The 15,775-nt window shown below is 58.3% G+C and carries 12 protein-coding genes and 1 tRNA gene; 8 read left to right on the top strand and 5 right to left on the bottom strand.

Annotated features, from left to right (window positions below):
• Positions 1–139: 139 nt before the first annotated feature.
• The 6 genes from HUO12_RS02440 (at position 140) to HUO12_RS02415 (ending at position 6,227) form a co-directional block, all read left to right on the top strand.
• Positions 140–1,183 (top strand): rod shape-determining protein, encoded by a 1,044-nt coding sequence (locus tag HUO12_RS02440; protein WP_176272097.1) that lies wholly within the window; start codon positions 140–142, stop codon positions 1,181–1,183.
• A gap of 60 nt (positions 1,184–1,243) precedes the next feature.
• Positions 1,244–2,149, top strand: coding sequence for a rod shape-determining protein MreC (mreC, locus tag HUO12_RS02435; RefSeq protein WP_176272096.1), 906 nt, complete (start codon positions 1,244–1,246; stop codon positions 2,147–2,149).
• A complete protein-coding gene (gene mreD / locus HUO12_RS02430) occupies positions 2,149–2,703 on the top strand; it encodes a rod shape-determining protein MreD (RefSeq protein WP_176272095.1) in 555 nt (184 codons plus the stop codon). The genes mreC and mreD overlap by 1 nt, the downstream gene beginning before the upstream one ends.
• Complete coding sequence (gene mrdA / locus HUO12_RS02425; protein WP_176272094.1) at positions 2,703–4,907, top strand: penicillin-binding protein 2; 2,205 nt, start codon at positions 2,703–2,705, stop codon at positions 4,905–4,907. Before mreD ends, mrdA begins: the two co-directional genes overlap by 1 nt.
• Positions 4,904–6,019, top strand: a complete 1,116-nt coding sequence (gene rodA, locus HUO12_RS02420; RefSeq protein WP_176272093.1) for a rod shape-determining protein RodA — start codon at positions 4,904–4,906, stop codon at positions 6,017–6,019. Before mrdA ends, rodA begins: the two co-directional genes overlap by 4 nt.
• Before the next feature lie 132 nt (positions 6,020–6,151).
• Positions 6,152–6,227: transfer RNA gene (locus HUO12_RS02415), tRNA-Lys, on the top strand.
• Positions 6,228–6,487: 260 nt separating this feature from the next.
• Here HUO12_RS02415 and HUO12_RS02410 read toward each other — a convergent pair.
• The 5 genes from HUO12_RS02410 to HUO12_RS02390 form a co-directional block, all read right to left on the bottom strand.
• Positions 6,488–6,817 carry a hypothetical protein gene (locus HUO12_RS02410; protein ID WP_176272092.1) on the bottom strand — a complete coding sequence of 110 codons (330 nt, stop codon included), beginning with the start codon at positions 6,815–6,817 and terminating at the stop codon, positions 6,488–6,490.
• A 94-nt stretch (positions 6,818–6,911) separates the two neighbouring features.
• Positions 6,912–10,145, bottom strand: a complete 3,234-nt coding sequence (locus HUO12_RS02405; protein WP_176272091.1) for an autotransporter outer membrane beta-barrel domain-containing protein — start codon at positions 10,143–10,145, stop codon at positions 6,912–6,914.
• A gap of 113 nt (positions 10,146–10,258) precedes the next feature.
• Positions 10,259–10,936 carry a response regulator gene (locus tag HUO12_RS02400; RefSeq protein WP_176272090.1) on the bottom strand — a complete coding sequence of 226 codons (678 nt, stop codon included), beginning with the start codon at positions 10,934–10,936 and terminating at the stop codon, positions 10,259–10,261.
• Positions 10,929–12,833: a sensor histidine kinase gene (locus tag HUO12_RS02395; protein ID WP_176272089.1), complete on the bottom strand. Its 1,905-nt coding sequence runs from the start codon at positions 12,831–12,833 to the stop codon at positions 10,929–10,931. The genes HUO12_RS02400 and HUO12_RS02395 overlap by 8 nt, the downstream gene beginning before the upstream one ends.
• A gap of 122 nt (positions 12,834–12,955) precedes the next feature.
• On the bottom strand, positions 12,956–13,699 hold the full coding sequence (locus HUO12_RS02390; RefSeq protein WP_176272088.1) for a hypothetical protein: 744 nt from the start codon (positions 13,697–13,699) through the stop codon (positions 12,956–12,958).
• Positions 13,700–14,067: 368 nt separating this feature from the next.
• On the opposite strand from HUO12_RS02390, the gene ribB reads away from it, so the two are divergent.
• Positions 14,068–15,315, top strand: coding sequence for a 3,4-dihydroxy-2-butanone-4-phosphate synthase (gene ribB / locus HUO12_RS02385; protein WP_176272087.1), 1,248 nt, complete (start codon positions 14,068–14,070; stop codon positions 15,313–15,315).
• A 2-nt stretch (positions 15,316–15,317) separates the two neighbouring features.
• Positions 15,318–15,740 (top strand): 6,7-dimethyl-8-ribityllumazine synthase, encoded by a 423-nt coding sequence (gene ribH, locus HUO12_RS02380; RefSeq protein ID WP_176272086.1) that lies wholly within the window; start codon positions 15,318–15,320, stop codon positions 15,738–15,740.
• Positions 15,741–15,775: the final 35 nt, after the last annotated feature.

Raw genomic sequence — 15,775 nt, 5'->3', positions numbered from 1 at the left:
GGTGGAAAAGGACCGATCCCGTCAACAATTATTTTGGCCTTTGTGTGCTCTATTGGTTAGGAGACGAACACCTAACAACTAAGGGCTGCGACGGGGGGAGAGTTCTGTCGGTCCAAGGCCCACTAACTCGCGGTATCCCATGAGCTTCTTTTCCAATCTTCTGAAATTCGGTTCCCAGAACATGGCCATTGACCTGGGGACGGCCAACACACTGGTCTATGTCCAGGATCAAGGCATCATTCTCAACGAGCCTTCTGTGGTCGCGATTGAGACGATCAACGGCATCAAACGCGTCAAAGCGGTTGGCGATGATGCTAAGATGATGATGGGCAAGACGCCGGACAGCATCGAAGCGATCCGACCGTTGCGTGACGGCGTTATCGCCGACATCGAAATCGCGGAAGAAATGATCAAGCACTTCATCCGCAAGGTGCATGGCAAGCGCAACCTGTTCCGCTTCCCTGAGATCGTGATCTGTGTGCCGTCAGGCTCGACTTCGGTTGAGCGCCGCGCGATCCGGGATGCAGCCTCGAACGCCGGCGCTTCTGAAGTCTATCTCATCCTGGAGCCCATGGCTGCTGCCATCGGCGCAGATATGCCTGTCACAGAGCCCGTTGGCTCAATGGTGGTCGACATTGGCGGCGGTACCACGGAAGTGGCTGTGCTGTCGCTGCGCGGTTTGGCGTACACCACATCAGTGCGCACCGGCGGTGACAAGATGGACGAGGCCATCGTTTCCTATGTTCGCCGACACCATAATCTCCTGATTGGTGAAAGCACGGCTGAACGTATCAAGAAGGATTACGGTGTTGCCATCGCGCCTGAAGACGGTGTTGGTGAGTCCATTACGATCAAAGGTCGCGACCTAGTCAACGGTGTTCCAAAGGAAATCACCATCAACCAGGCGCATGTAGCCGAGGCGCTGTCAGAGCCAATCGGCGCAATCATCGAAGGCGTGCGAATCGCGCTCGAAAACACTGCGCCTGAGCTCGCAGCAGATATCGTCGATCAAGGTATCGTGCTCACGGGAGGCGGAGCTTTGATCCGCCGTCTGGACGAACATCTGCGCGAGGAAACCGGCTTGCCTGTGAGTATAGCGGAAGACCCGCTTTCCTGCGTTGCAGTAGGCACTGGCCGCGCGATGGAAGATCCGGTCTATCGCGGCGTACTGATGGACGCATAACCCAAAGCCCGCTTTGCTTTGGGGAGCATGGGAAGGCAGGCGTAAGAGGAGGACAAAGGCATGGCGCCGCCATCATCCCGGCGCTCGGGCCATTCGCGCAGAGCGCAATACTCGGTCTTTACCGGCTATGTCATAGCCGGGATCGGTGCGCTTATCGGCGGCGTTCTCCTCGGCATTTCCTTCTGGCAACCGCAGGCCTTTTCAGGTTTACGCAACGGAGCGAATGAGGTCGTTGCCCCTGCAGGCGAAGCCACCTCAACGGTACGCAGCGGCAGCTCAGGCTTTTTCGATTCCGTCTCCGGCTATCTTAAGCGCGGCAGCGAATATGCAGCGCTCAAGGAAGAGGTCGAGCTCGCCCGTATTCGTCTTGCTGAGGCAGAAGCTGTCGAGCAGGAGAATGCTCGGCTCAAAGCATTGCTGGACTTGAAGGATAATGACATCGAGCCAGTGACTGTTTCACGTCTGGTAGGGTCTACTTCTTCAAGTACCCGCCGCTTTGCATATTTGGGTGCAGGTAGCGCAGACGGCGTGGCCGTCGGACAACCTGTCAGGTCACCGCGCGGCGTGGTTGGGCGTGTGCTGGAAGTTTCAATCAATTCTTCACGCGTGTTGCTCCTCACAGACAGCGAAAGCGTTCTGCCCGTGCGCCGTGCATCGGACGAGATTGTCGCCTTTGCGGAAGGGCGCGGTGACGGACTGCTCCGCATCCGTCTGATCAATTTGGGCCTCAACCCGCTTGAAGTGGGCGATGTCTTCGTAACCAGCGGTGCTGGCGGTTACTATCGTCCTGGTGTCGCTGTCGCCGTGCTAAGCGAGATTACCGATGATGGCGGTATTGCGAGGCTGATTGCGGACCCGTCCGCGACCGACTTCGTCTCGGTCGATCCAATTTGGCAACCGGGTGCGGTAGACAGCGCAGCCACTCCGATCGAGCAGGAGCTGGGCGAAGAAACGAGCGACGATTGATGGAGCGTTTGAATCTCAAATCGCGCTCTGATCGCTATGGCAGTCGCATCAACCGAGTGCACTCGCCGCTGCGAGCGCGGATCGTACCCTACGCCTCGATCATGATTGCATCCATGCTGCCCGCCCTCTTCATGGCGGGCGCGATGCCCGTGACTCCGCCCTTGGGATTCATAGTTCTGCTGGGCTGGCGCATGGTTCGCCCAGGCCTGCTGCCGCTATGGGTCGGGCTGCCTTTGGGGGCATTTGATGACCTATTCAGTGGTCAACCATTCGGCAGTGCGATCCTGCTTTGGTCTTTGACCATGCTGGTGCTTGAACTGCTCGAGGAGCGCTTTCCCTTTCGCGGGTTCTGGCAAGACTGGTTCACCGCCAGTTTAGCCATCGTGCTCTATCTGCTTGCCGCCATGGCAGCGTCTGGCACGGTGCCGTCTGTATTCCATCTCACAGCCAGCGGACCACAGGCCTTGCTGTCCATTCTGCTTTACCCCATTATTGCGCTCATGGTCGCTACGCTTGATAAATACCGGCTTTCGCGCGTGAGGGTCATTCGCTGATGGTGAAGAAGGGCAAAGGCCCGATTATCAGCGCCTCGACCCTGAAGCACGACTTCGACCGGCGCAGTTTTTTCATTGGTACCGTGCAAGGCGGGATCGGTGTGCTTTTGGCTGTGCGAATGGGATACATCGTCCTCGCAGAAGGTGACAAATACACTGTCGAATCTGAAAGCAACCGCGTCAACCTGACTCTGATCCCGCCGCGCCGAGGCTGGATACTCGATCGCAATGGAGCGCCGTTGGCCTCGAACCGTGCAGACTTTCGCGTCGACGTGATCCCGGAGCGCTTGAAAGATCCGGAAGCGACCGTCGACCAGCTTGGCGAGCTCTTGGCGCTGGAGCCAAACCGTATTCGCGATATCAAGGAAGAGATCGCACAAGCGCGCGGCTTCCAACCGATTGAGATCGCGAGCGGCCTTGAATATGACCAATTCGCTGCCGTCAGTGTGCGGTTGCCGGATCTGCAGGGTGTCGTCCCGCAGCGCGGCTTCTCCCGTTTCTATCCGACCGCCACATCTGTTGGCCATTTGATCGGCTATGTCGGACCTGCTTCTGCCGAGGAGTATGAGGAAGACCGCAATCCGTTGCTCATCACGCCGGGCTACAAGATCGGCAAGGATGGCCTGGAGAAACAGTTCGAGCAGGAATTGCGCGGTGTGCCCGGAGCAAGGCGCGTTGAAGTCACCGCGTCTGGCCGCATCGTACGCGATCTGGAAACCCGCGAAGACGTTCAAGGCAATCCTGTCCGTCTGACGATAGATGGGCCGCTGCAGGACTATGCCGCGCGGCGCATCGGGCTGGAAAGCGGCTCGGTCGTCGTGATGGACTGCTTGACTGGCGATCTCCTTTGCATGGCATCCATGCCGAGTTTCGATCCCAACAGTTTTTCTGACGGGATTGGCAGTGTCGAGTATTCCATGTTACGTGATGACGAGCGCGTGCCGCTCCGCAACAAGGTTCTGAAAGGTCTCTACCCGCCTGGCTCAACTGTAAAGCCGATGGTGTCGATGGCCTTTTTGCAAGAGGGTCTCTCCCCGGACGAGACTGTCTTTTGCGGAGGCGGTCTGCGCGTCGGCAACCGCGTGTTTCGCTGCTGGAAGCGGAGCGGACATGGCACCGTCGATATGGCCAAGGGCATCTATCAGAGCTGCGACGTCTATTATTACTACTTCGCGCAGCGGATCGGGATGGATCCGATTGCTGCAATGAATAAGCGCTGCGGCTTGGGCGAAGAATTCCCATTGCCGGTGACAAGTCAATTTTATGGCACGGTCCCTGATCCTGAGTGGAAACTCAAAAAATATGATCGCGAGTGGCAAGCCTTCGACACTGTCAACGCAACCATCGGGCAAGGCTATATGCTCGCCAACCCATTACAGCTTGCCGTCAGCGCGGCGCGGCTTGCCACTGGACGACACGTCATGCCGCGCCTCACCTTGGACACTGAGCCCAAGGGTTTCGATCAGGTCGATTTTTCCGACGAGCATGTGCGCTATGTGCGCCAGGCGATGAGCGATGTGGTCAATGGCCCGGGTACTGCCGGGCGCGGGCGCTTGCCATTTGAAGACATCAAGATGGCGGGCAAGACCGGAACGGCACAAGTCGTCTCGCTCAACAAGTCAGACGGCAAGACCGGCCCGTGGAAATTCCGCGACCACGGCTTGTTCACGTTCTTCGCGCCGTTCGACAATCCACGCTATGCCGGGGCGGTGGTAATCGAACATGGCGGAGGCTCAGGCGCTGCTTACCCGATCGCGCGCGATGTCTGCACGTTCCTGTTCGATCCTGCGAAAGGCATGGAGGCCTTGCGCGCACTTGAAAAACAATGGGGCGGCACCGCACAAGAACGGCTTGAGCGCAAATATGCAGCATATGCGGCAGAGCGAGGCCAGCTGGTCACGCCTCCCCCTCGCCGCGATGAAGACATTTTTGACCAGGTCGAAGCCGAAGCTCGTCTCGCAGCCACGCAAGCTGAGGAAATCGCGAATGACGTAGTCGCGCCGCGTCCTGAAGCTGCGCCAAGAGGTGAACCTCGCACCGCGCCGGCGGTCCCGCAAGAAAGCGCTCCAACTACTCCGATAGAACCTGCTGTTACAACTGAAGCTGCAGCGAGCGCGGAGACCGCGACGATTGCCGAGCCGCTTGTGACTGAGACACGACCCAATCCCCCTCCACCACCGTCGGAGAGGATGCCGCAGCCATGAACAGCATCGTCCCTGCCCCGATAGCGCGCCAGCCATGGCAAATGCTGATCCCGCTCTTCGCGCTGATCGCGTTCGGCGCAGCGGTCCTCTACTCCGCGGCGGGCGGCTCGATGCAGCCCTACGCATCCTCGCATCTGATCCGCTTTGGTGTGTTCCTCGCGATGGCGAGCGTCATCGCTGTCATGCCGCGCGACTTCGTCAAGTTCATGACGTATCCGGCCTATATCGGCGTGTTACTGATGCTAGTCGCAGTGGAGGCAATGGGATTTGTCGGTGGCGGGAGCCAGCGCTGGCTCAATCTGGGTTTTATGCAATTGCAGCCGTCAGAGCTGATGAAGCCTGTGATTATCCTGACGCTAGCTCGGTTCTATGACGGGCTGCCAGTGGGCATGTTCAATAGCTGGCAAGCGTTTGTCCCCGCGGGCGCACTGATCGGGCTGCCTGTCTTGCTGGTCCTGATGCAGCCCGACTTGGGAACCTCGCTTGCCATCGTGTTCGGCGGCGTCGTCATCATGTTCCTCGCCGGGCTGCCGATGAAATGGTTCGTTTGGGGAGCAGGCGCCGCCGCAGTAGCTGCACCGCTGGCTTTCTTCTTCGGCTTACAACCCTATCAGCAGCGCCGCGTCACGACGTTCCTTGATCCGGAAAGCGACCCGCTAGGCGCAGGCTATCACATCACGCAATCGAAGATCGCCATTGGCTCTGGCGGGATTACCGGCAAAGGTTTCAACGAAGGCTCGCAAAGCCACCTCAACTATTTGCCTGAACCGCACACCGATTTCGTGTTCGCGACTATGGCAGAGGAATGGGGCCTCATTGGCGGCGTGTTCGTGATCGGCGTTTTCGCTATCATCCTGAGCTGGGGCTGGAAAGTCGCGCGCGCCTCGCAAGACCGTTTCGCAAGGCTGATCGCAGGCGGCATGGTGGCAACCATCTTCTTCTACGTTGCAATCAATCTGATGATGGTCATGGGCCTTGCCCCCGTGGTTGGTATTCCTCTTCCCTTCATGAGCCATGGCGGCTCGTCCATGATGACCAACATGATCTGTATCGGCGCACTCTTGATGGTGAACCGCTGGAACCGGAACTCCCCAAAAGCGCGCTTCGGCTGAGCAGCTCACCCTCGCAGTTTGCAATAGCCCCTTTTCAATATCGCTAGCGTCGCTATATGCAGCGCCTCGCGCGAATCGGATGCGGTGTTACGCTCCGTCAGACGCTACTTTTCCAAGCGGTAAAACCGGTGTGGACGCATAGCTCAGTTGGTAGAGCAGCTGACTCTTAATCAGCGGGTCCTAGGTTCGAACCCTAGTGCGTCCACCATTTTCCAATTATTCAGCGTTGCCTCGAAGTTTCAAGCGGGAACGAGATAGCGCTGAAGGTAACAATCCTTCGATGTTTGCGGCCCCTCTGATCTTGAAAATCAGGACTGGAAAGCTGTCTGGCAGTTTTCGACACGAATCCAACAATTGATGCTCAGCGCGAGCTGGCCTCATTGCTTTACAAATGGCTCTGCTGAGAAACCTGTTGAAGCGCCGTTCTATTCTCTTTGAATTCCTCAGGTACTTCCGACCAAGCCATTCTCAATCGGAAGACATCTGCGCTGCGACTTCGTCGATGCAGGTGTTCATCGCCTCTTCGGCTTCCGCTTCGGTTGGCTGGCGCTGATCGCTGAACTTTCCGTCCCTTACCAGCTTGTCGATACTACAGCTGCAAACAGCCTCGATCGCTTCGTCTGGCACTCCGCTACCCATCAGATTGATGGACGCAACCGTCGCGCATTGGCGCTTAGCTGAATTGATATCGAGATTGGATGGTGGGCCAGCCGTTTCGCTTGAGGGCGCCTCCCCGCACCCCGCGAGCAAGGCCATGCTGCCGAGCAGCGGTACATAGTGCGATTTCCCTTTTGTCATGGTGCAATTCTTCCTGAATTGAGAAAAAATGCGGGAGGCATTGCAGCAAGCCCCTGATACCTCCCGCACCATCAAGTTTGCCTTTCGGACCGGGTCAGAACCCGAAAGACAGTCCGATGTGGACCCCTGTGTTGCTGAATTCGCTTGCGCCGATCCCGTCGTGGAAGCCGGAGACGCTCGCTCTGATGCCGCCCTTGCTGAAGATATCGACGCCGCCTTCAACACGCGCGCGGACCCCGCCAAACGCATCGGAAAAAGCTGTCGGGACGATGTTCGCAAGGGCGCCGTCCGGCTCGGTACCGAAAGTATAGATACCTTCGATCACGCCGAACGGACGAAGTGACCAGCCGCTTTCCAGCTCGATCAAATGCGACAGACGCGGCTTGAAGCTGACATCGCCCTGATCGACGGTTTGCGCAGATACTGTAATGCCGAAGCTGTCCGTGTAAGCCTTCTGCTTTTCGCTGAAGTGGCGCACGGTGAGTTCCGGCCGCAGCACTGTGTCGTCACCGACTTCAAGCTCGCCGAAAAGCGAGCCGGAATAGAGGCTACGATCCGTGTCAAAGGCATCGACAATGTCAGCGAGAGGTGAGACCCTGTTGTCCGAGCTACCCCAGGCGGCCCTTGCCTCGAGGTAAAGCTGCGGTGCCAACTGTGCTGTGACATAAGGCCCGACCATCCAGCCGTCGCCTTCGGCTTCGCCCACCTCAAACTCGCCGCGATCGCTATAATCGTCGAGCTGCAAGATCCCGCCGACAAGAATGCTGTCCGCCAGTTTAACATCAGCGCCGACATGCAGGATGCGGAAATCGGCATCTTGTATGCCAATGCTTGCACGGCTCAAATAGGCTTCAGCCCAGACATCGAACTTGCGCTCGCTCGCGCCGCCAATCGCCATGCCCATGCTGGTGGAGAAGCGCGCTTGTCCGTCCATCATGCTGGCTTGGAGCGGCAGCTTTTCTGAGCCCGGAATAGGCACGCCGTAAGCGTTCACAGACCCGGACTGACGCCCGATGCTGCGATCCGCGAGACGATCCAACCGGCGCTGCAGATCTGGCTGATGCGAAAGGATCAGCTGGTTACGACCGGTCAAGAAGTTGTAGATCGCCGCTTGCGCCGCTTCACGCGAATTGGCCGAGCTGAATGTGCAGGTTACGTCTTCGCCTGCGCTAAGCTCGATTGTTGCCGTGCGCGTTGCGAGATCACCGATGGAATCGCTGTCCGAACAAGTAATGTCGGTGATGCCTATGCCCAGGCTTGTCAGATCAGCGGCGGTCACTGTGTAAGTTCCCACCGGCACATTTTGCGCGCTGACTTGCGCAGTCCCATCGCTGGTGCTGAGCGTGGTCGTCAGTGCAGCAAGGCTCGACGTGAAGGCAACTTGCGTATCGCTGCCGATGATCTGCTGGACGATCGTGATCGAGCCGATCGCGCGCAGCTCGACACTCACAGTGTCACGCGCGAAGAAGGAGCCATCGCTTACAGTAAGCTCGAAGGTCACTGCGCCATTGACGTTGGGCGCGACAAATGTGGGCTGTGCGGAATTGGGATCGCTCAGTGTGACCGCGTCTCCGCTGGTCTGCACCCAGGTGTAGGTCAGCGCTTCATTGTCTGGATCGGAAGAGCCTGTGCCATCCAGCGTAACCGTCTGGCCGGCATCAACCGGGCCTTGATCGGGTCCGGCATTCGCAACCGGCGGGCGATTGGCGAGGACTGTGATGACGACCGTGTCTGTTGAGCTTGTGGGTGGTGGTGCAAAGCGGGACTTGCCGCCAGAATTGGAGGTTCCTCCGCTGCTGCGATCCTCAACCAGCAATTCAAATTCGAATGTCTGGTCCTGACCAGTCGCAGGGGGAGTCGTGAAGGTCGGCTGCACCGCGTTTATATCGCTTAGGGTCACATTTGCGCCAGCCGTCTGCGACCAAGTGAAGGTCAGAGGATCGTTTTCAGGATCCGTGGAGCCCGAGCCATCAAGTGTTACCACTGAATTGCCGCCAACGCTCTGGTCAGCCCCCGCATCCGCCACCGGGGCGCTGTTCGCAAGCAGGGTCGCGCTGGCTGTCTCGCTGTCGCTTTCATCGAAAGTATCGACAGCCGTCAGCTGGAAGGTCAGGGTCTGGTTCACTCCGACGCCCGCTTGTGGCGCAGTGAAAGTTGTCACCGCTGCGTTGGGATTGGCGATGGTCCCGATTGGTCCGCTCACCTGCGACCAGACATAGAGGATCTGATCGCCTTCAGGGTCGGTCGTTCCGGAGCCGTCCAACGTGAATTGTGAATTGCCAAGTCCGGAAGTGGGATTGATGACTGCGACGACATTGGGCGCTTCATTGCCGGCAACAGTGATGGTGACTGTGTCGGTCGTCGTCACCGTGCCATCATTGGCGCTGAGTTCGAATGTGAGGACCTCATCGTCGCGCGCCCGGGGCGGAGCGGTGAAAGTCGGGTTGAGCGCGCTCGGATCGCTGAGCGTGACATTTGCTCCGCCGGTTTGCGTCCATTGAATGATCAGCGGATCGTTGTCTTGGTCTGTAGCGCTGCCCGCGAGTGTAACGGTGCTGTCCCCCGCGATGGTCTGGTCAGGGCCAGCATCGACGACAGGGGCTTGATTAGGAAGCACCGTCACTGAAACAGTATCTGTAACTGTCTCGAGCGCAGCGTCTGTTCCTTCCAATTGGAACACGAGCGTGGTGGGAGATGACACCGTGGGCCCAGAAACACTCGTTGTTCGCGATGTCGGTGAATTGATTATTGCGGTAGGGCCGGAAACCTGCGTCCAATTGAAAGCGATGGCATCGTTTTCGGCATCGAAGCTCGAGCCGACGAGTTGGAAGTTGCTAGGCGCTTGTGTTTGATCAGGGCCGGCATCGATTACTGGCGCAGTATTCGGCGCTGAAAGCGCGCAATTGCCACCCGCAGCGATGAGCACTGAGCGGGGAATGTTGACGCTGTCGATATCGCCCAGCAATGGCCCAGTTGTTCTCTCTCTGATCTTTACTGACCTCTGGTCCCGAATGGGCGAAGATGCTGTGTCCAATATGCGCGGTTCCGTTTCGGAGAACCCCACTTGCACACCATCGTTGAACTGGCGCTCGACGAGACCTGAGCTTTGCTCCAAAGTGACGGCGTATCGGTCAGTTGAGCCGCTGTCAGCAACCACACCGGTTGCGATTGTTTGAAAAGAAATACGGCACTGGTTTGTCGCGGGCCGGTCGGTCGCGCCGATATTGCTGATAGAGCCTGTAGCGGCCTGCGCCGGACCAGCCGTTAGCGCAAGACCTGCAACCCCGGTCAAAAGAAGCGCGCCCTTCGAAAGTGAATAGTGTGTCATGATGTTTGAAACTCCCTGATATTTTGGGAAGTTTCTATGCGATCACACGCCCTTGCGGCATGCCACACGCCTAGTGCCATATCTGTGGCAGCACGCGATTTACACCATGGTAATCAGATCTTTAGCTGGCCTGTCTTGATCGCTTCATAGACCGCTTCGCCACGCGAATGGACCGCCAGCTTGCGATAGATCGACTTGACGTGATTGCCCACGGTAAGCGGTGAGATGCCAAGCGAACGCGCCGCATCCTTGTAGCTTTCGCCTTTGGCAAACAGCTCAAGCAGCTCGACCTCGCGCGGGGTCAGCCCGGCATCTTCTTCCGCGACTGTCTCCACATCGAAGGACGAGCCATGCCGCAACCGGTCAAGCAGATAGACGGCGGCGGCTGCGCTGACCGGAGCGCCGCCTGCCAGCGTCGCTTCAATGCCGTCGAGGATCTGAGCCACACTGCTGTCTTTCAGGAGATAGCCGTCAGCGCCTGCCCTGATCGCATCGACCACGGTCTCGCGGTCGCCGAAGCTGGTGACGATGAGGATCTTCGCACCGCACTTCGCACGGATTTCGGAAATGAAGTCGAGCCCGCTGCCATCGGGCAATCCGATATCGAGCAGGACAAGGTCAGGCTTCTGCGTCTGGCCGAGAAGATCGCGCGCTCTTGCAAGGCTCGGCGCGACGCCTGCGAGGTCCAGTCCGTCCTGCCCGCTGACAATCTCGATAAAGTGTTCGCGCACGGTCGGATCGTCTTCGACAATCGCAATGCGGTGGTTCCATTGGCGCTGCGTCTTACCCATGCTTTACCTCGATCGGGAAGAGTATCGTCACGCGTCCACCGGCGGCTTCCTCCGGCGACGCGAAGACAACCCTGCCGCCTTCTTTGGCCGCGCGAGCAGCCATATTGTCAAGCCCGTGACCGCCAATGCGAGGCCCGTCTATGCCCGGACCGTCATCTGCAATGATCACTTCCAGCCAGTCTCCGGCAACTGTGTTTTTTGTGAGTGAGATCGTGATAACCGAACCGCCTGAATGCTTGAGCGCATTGGCCACCGCTTCCTGCATGATCCGGAACAGCTGCAAGGCGGTGCGCGGCGGATAGGACGGCAGGTCGTCGCCGAGCTGATTGTCCCAGCGGAACGCAAAGCCAGCGTCTTCTACTCGTGGCTGCAAGCGGTTGCGGAAGCTTGCGAGGGCAGAGCCAAGCGATTCTCCAACTGAGTCCATAGAGTCGATCATCAAGCGCAGTTCATCGACGACCTGTTGCAGGCCTTCTGCGACCTTTTCCGGTTCGGCTTTGCCGCGACGCGCTGCAAGCAGCATGCCCATCAGCTGGCTGCCGAGCCCGTCATGCATGTCGCGCATGATGCGCTGACGCTCTTCGCTGAAGGCCTGTTCGCGCACCCATCGTTTCTCGCGCAGATGCACATCCGCCAGTTCGGCCTTGTGGGCGACCAGCTTGCGGTTGAGCTCGCCATTCAAATCTTCGGACAACTTGCGCGCACGCATTTGATGGAACACCATCGCGCCAAGCAGACCCAGTGCCAGCAGAATGCCATGGCGCGGCGTTGCGTAGTAAATCATCGGTTGCGGATCGAGCAGGCCAAGCGCCAGATCAAACCGCTCATCCAGTGCATCGAGCGCAAGCGCGGTGCCTGCACCTGCAATCAGCAGAAGCTGGACGGGGCGGCTTAATGATCCGCGCACTTCGGAATACACTGCCGCCGCTAAGCCAAGGATCACAAGCCCGGGAATGAGCGCGCTCTCAACCGTGTAGGAGATTTCGAATGCAGCCGTGCTGCTTTGATAGCCCATACCCAGCGTCACAAGGATCGCTAAGCCGGCGACGGCCCAAGCGCTGAATACCGCGCGCGCCTTCATTCCGGCCCAGGCAAAGCAATAGGCCGCCAATGCCGCAGCGAGCACATACCCGATCCAGTATGCAGCGAAGACCCGCCACGGGCTTGGCATGGTGCCTAGCAGGTCGAAGCCCATCGCGTTTCTCAGGCTCCACACCAGAAGCAAGGCGATGAAACAGCGGATCTGCAATCGTTCTTTGCGCGGCCAGCTCACGACGCCGCAGAACAAGGCAACGAACAGCATGATGCCTGTGACAGCCAGCGTGAGATGCAATTCGAAGAACGCTCCCCAGAATGCGGCGGTTTCCGCTTGCTCGGCCGCGACCACGTTGAAAGCGGGCAGAACCTTGCGCGACGTTCCGACATCCGTGATGCGAAGGAGGTTTTTGCCATCGACCAGATGCTCGCGCTCGAACAACACAACCACCGGATGCCAAGCGCCGACAAGTGACTGGTTGCGCATGTTCTGCATGGCGACCGGATTGCCGTTGAGCTCAATCGCTTCGAGCCTTCTAAAAAATGCCAACAGCAGCGCAGGGGGCGGTTCGCCTTCGCGCCATTCGAACGATGTCTCGAAGATGCCGGGACCCGCTTCGCGCCCGGCCGGATCGTCATAGACATAGGCTGGCGCGGCTGAGAATTCAGGCTTTACGCGAGGTGCATCGTCCAGATCCTGTGGTGGTGTTTGCGGTAGGATCAGCGCAAGGTCCTGATCAATCGGGTAAGGTCCTGCGCGCGACAGAGTCTCGGACGTGATCTGGCTTACAAGCAGCAGCGCTATTCCGCCGAGCAGCAGCGCAATCGCTTTCAACCAGCGCAATGGTTTGGCTGTCTGCATTCCACCCGTCGCTTGCTTGACCCAGCGCGTTCAGCGCACCACATGGTCTCGCGTTCAACCATATTCGTGGCACGCCGTCCAATGCCATATCTGTGGCAGAGCGAAAGTGGTGGGGCAGCTTCCTATTTCACATTTTCGCACGCGATCCGCGTGGTGTTATGGGAATCGCGCCGTACCGCGCCGCTTTTGTCGCGGAACATAGTGAAGTCATAGAGATTGCAGCGCTTCGGGTTGTCGGGATCGCGCGCGGCTATCGCAGCGTCGCGACGTTGACCGATGACGCGCCCATATTCGACCTTGTCGCGCCAGCCGCTTGTCACATTGATCTTCATGATGGTCCAATCGATGCCGCTTGTGCGCCAGGCTTGGCGGAACAGGGCCTGCGCCCCTTTGTCTTGCGTCATGGCGGCGGGCATCCGGACTTTGCGAGCCTTTTCAAGCTCTGCAGCATCCGCGGCGTCCTGAGCCGACGCTCTTGAACCGCCGAGCTTGGCGATGGCTACAGCGACTTTGTCGCGCGCGGCGCTGATCGCGGGGTCGCCGGGAAACAGCTTGTCGCCTGCATAGAGGTATGCCTCATGCGCAATGAGGAAATTGTAAGCGGCATCGGCGCGTCCGATCCCGGTTATCATGCCTTGTGCTGTTTCAATCTCCCGGTCGGTTGATGCGGCAGCGCCCTGATAAAACATCTTGATGCCCTGAAGCATTGGATCGCGTTGCTGCCGAGGCAAAGCTTCGTAGCGGCCATCTGCGATACGATCAGCCAGCGCTTTGTAATTGGCAACTTCACGGTCGATCCGCTGATTGTCGTCTTCTGTTGTAGTGGTGGTATCGATCGGATTGCTGAGGCCTTGGGTGTCAGTCATGAACGCTTGAAAGAGGTCCCGCGACTGGCTGTTCATGAGTAACGTATATGCCGGAACGGAGTACAACTCTCCTGCAATAGCGTGGCTCTCAGAGCGCGCAGAACTGTGTGTAAGCATCTGCACACTGGCACACTCAATTGGTAGCGGGTGCAGACATAACGTCGCGGCGATGGAACCGAATAGCATCATGAATATCTCCTCTGACAATTCGGATGTGTCTAGGAGCAAAGCCAACTATTCCATGCCATATCTGTGGACCATAGGTTCGAAACCTGGTGAGTCCACCATACGTCCAGAAACCAAAATTCACATCGTGATGTAGTATAAGCGCACTTGCAATCACATTGAAATGTGATTATGCGCTTCCCATGGCTACTGTAATCGACCGCGTACGCGATCTTATCACATCCGGCGATATGACCAAGAGTGGGCTTGCGCGTGCCGCTGGTCTTCACGCTAACACTTTGCGCGATGCAGGCGAAAGCGCGTGGAACCCCACCGCTGAAACGCTCGCCAAGCTCGAAAGCTTTCTTCTGACGCACGACGACAGCCCTGTCCTTGTCGGGATCGAGGAAATCATCGAAGAGGCCCGCAATGGCCGCATGTATATCCTGGTCGATGACGAGGATCGCGAGAATGAAGGCGACCTCATCATTCCGGGCCAGATGGCGACACCTATGGCGGTCAACTTCATGGCGACGCATGGCCGCGGCCTCATCTGCCTCGCGCTAGACCGTGCTCGGGTGGATGCACTCAATCTTGAACCTATGAGCCGCAATCACACTGAAGCGATGAAGACCGCGTTCACGACTTCCATCGAAGCGAAGGAAGGGGTCACAACCGGCATCTCGGCAGCGGACCGTGCGCGCACAATTTCAGTCGCCATTGACGCGACTAAGGGCCCCGACGATATCGTCACGCCAGGTCATGTGTTTCCGCTGACCGCGCGCGATGGCGGTGTGCTCATCCGCGCTGGCCACACCGAAGCCGCGGTCGATATTTCGCGGCTCGCTGGCCTCAATCCCTCAGGCGTGATCTGCGAGATCATGAATGAAGACGGCTCCATGGCGCGTCTCGACGATCTCATCATCTTTGCCCGCAAGCACAACCTCAAGATCGGCACGATCCGCGATCTCATCGAATACCGCATGCGCAACGATCACTTGGTCGAGCGCACGGGTGAGCAGAGCTTCACTTCCGATTATGGCGGTGATTGGCGCATGCTGACCTATCGCAACAAAGTCGACGGCAGTGACAGCTATGTTTTGCAGAAAGGCCAGGTCACGCCTGGGGAACCCACCCTCGCCCGCGTCCACCCGATCTCGATCTTTGACGATCTGCTGGGCAAGCCGGGACCTCGCAAGCGCACTCTTCAGCGTGCCATGCAAGCGATTGGCGAACACGGTTCGGGCCTGATCGTGCTCATCACTGGCCGTCCTGCAGGCAATAAAGGCTATAGCGAGGAAGACGAGGTTCGAAATGTCGGTGTCGGCTCGCAAATCCTCGCAGACCTGAAAGTCGAGGACATGATCCTTCTGTCCAATTCTCAGCCCAATGTCGTCGCGATTGAAGGCTATGGCCTCAACATCGTCAGCACTCACCCCATTCCGGAGTAACCATGGCCAAGATTCTGATTGTAGAAGCGCGGTTCTACGCGCATTTGAATGACATGCTGATCGAAGGCGCGCGCGCTGCCATCGAAGCGGCCGGCCATGAAGCCGAAGTCCTAACAGTACCCGGGGCGCTTGAAGTGCCCGGCGCTATCGCAATGGCGGCTGAAAGCGGCATGTATGACGGCTTTGTTGCTATCGGCGTCGTGATCCGCGGGGAGACCTATCACTTCGAGATCGTGGCTGGCGAAAGCGCGCGTGCGATCATGGCATTGACCATGGACGGTATCGCAATCGGCAATGGCATTCTGACCACTGAAAGCGAAGAACAAGCGCTTGTCCGCGCAGATCCGGCACAGAAAGACAAAGGCGGCGAAGCAGCCAAAGCAGCGCTGATTTTGCTTGAACTGCAGGGCCGGTTCGGAGGCTAACTGCCTGCCAGCTTAGGTATTCGTGCGGATAGGAT

This window comes from Altererythrobacter lutimaris (genome assembly GCF_013371495.1).
In the GTDB taxonomy this organism is placed as follows: Bacteria; Pseudomonadota; Alphaproteobacteria; order Sphingomonadales; family Sphingomonadaceae; genus Erythrobacter; species Erythrobacter lutimaris_A.
This window is presented reverse-complemented; position numbering and strand designations above follow the sequence as displayed.

Bases quoted from the DNA above. Each gene is read 5' to 3' on its own strand.
- HUO12_RS02440 (WP_176272097.1), top strand. From the start codon at position 140: ATGAGCTTCTTTTCCAATCTTCTGAAATTCGGTTCCCAGAACATGGCC.
- mreC (WP_176272096.1), top strand. From the start codon at position 1,244: ATGGCGCCGCCATCATCCCGGCGCTCGGGCCATTCGCGCAGAGCGCAA.
- mreD (WP_176272095.1), top strand. From the start codon at position 2,149: ATGGAGCGTTTGAATCTCAAATCGCGCTCTGATCGCTATGGCAGTCGC.
- mrdA (WP_176272094.1), top strand. From the start codon at position 2,703: ATGGTGAAGAAGGGCAAAGGCCCGATTATCAGCGCCTCGACCCTGAAG.
- rodA (WP_176272093.1), top strand. From the start codon at position 4,904: ATGAACAGCATCGTCCCTGCCCCGATAGCGCGCCAGCCATGGCAAATG.
- HUO12_RS02410 (WP_176272092.1), bottom strand. From the start codon at position 6,817: ATGACAAAAGGGAAATCGCACTATGTACCGCTGCTCGGCAGCATGGCC.
- HUO12_RS02405 (WP_176272091.1), bottom strand. From the start codon at position 10,145: ATGACACACTATTCACTTTCGAAGGGCGCGCTTCTTTTGACCGGGGTT.
- HUO12_RS02400 (WP_176272090.1), bottom strand. From the start codon at position 10,936: ATGGGTAAGACGCAGCGCCAATGGAACCACCGCATTGCGATTGTCGAA.
- HUO12_RS02395 (WP_176272089.1), bottom strand. From the start codon at position 12,833: ATGCAGACAGCCAAACCATTGCGCTGGTTGAAAGCGATTGCGCTGCTG.
- HUO12_RS02390 (WP_176272088.1), bottom strand. From the start codon at position 13,699: ATGACTGACACCCAAGGCCTCAGCAATCCGATCGATACCACCACTACA.
- ribB (WP_176272087.1), top strand. From the start codon at position 14,068: ATGGCTACTGTAATCGACCGCGTACGCGATCTTATCACATCCGGCGAT.
- ribH (WP_176272086.1), top strand. From the start codon at position 15,318: ATGGCCAAGATTCTGATTGTAGAAGCGCGGTTCTACGCGCATTTGAAT.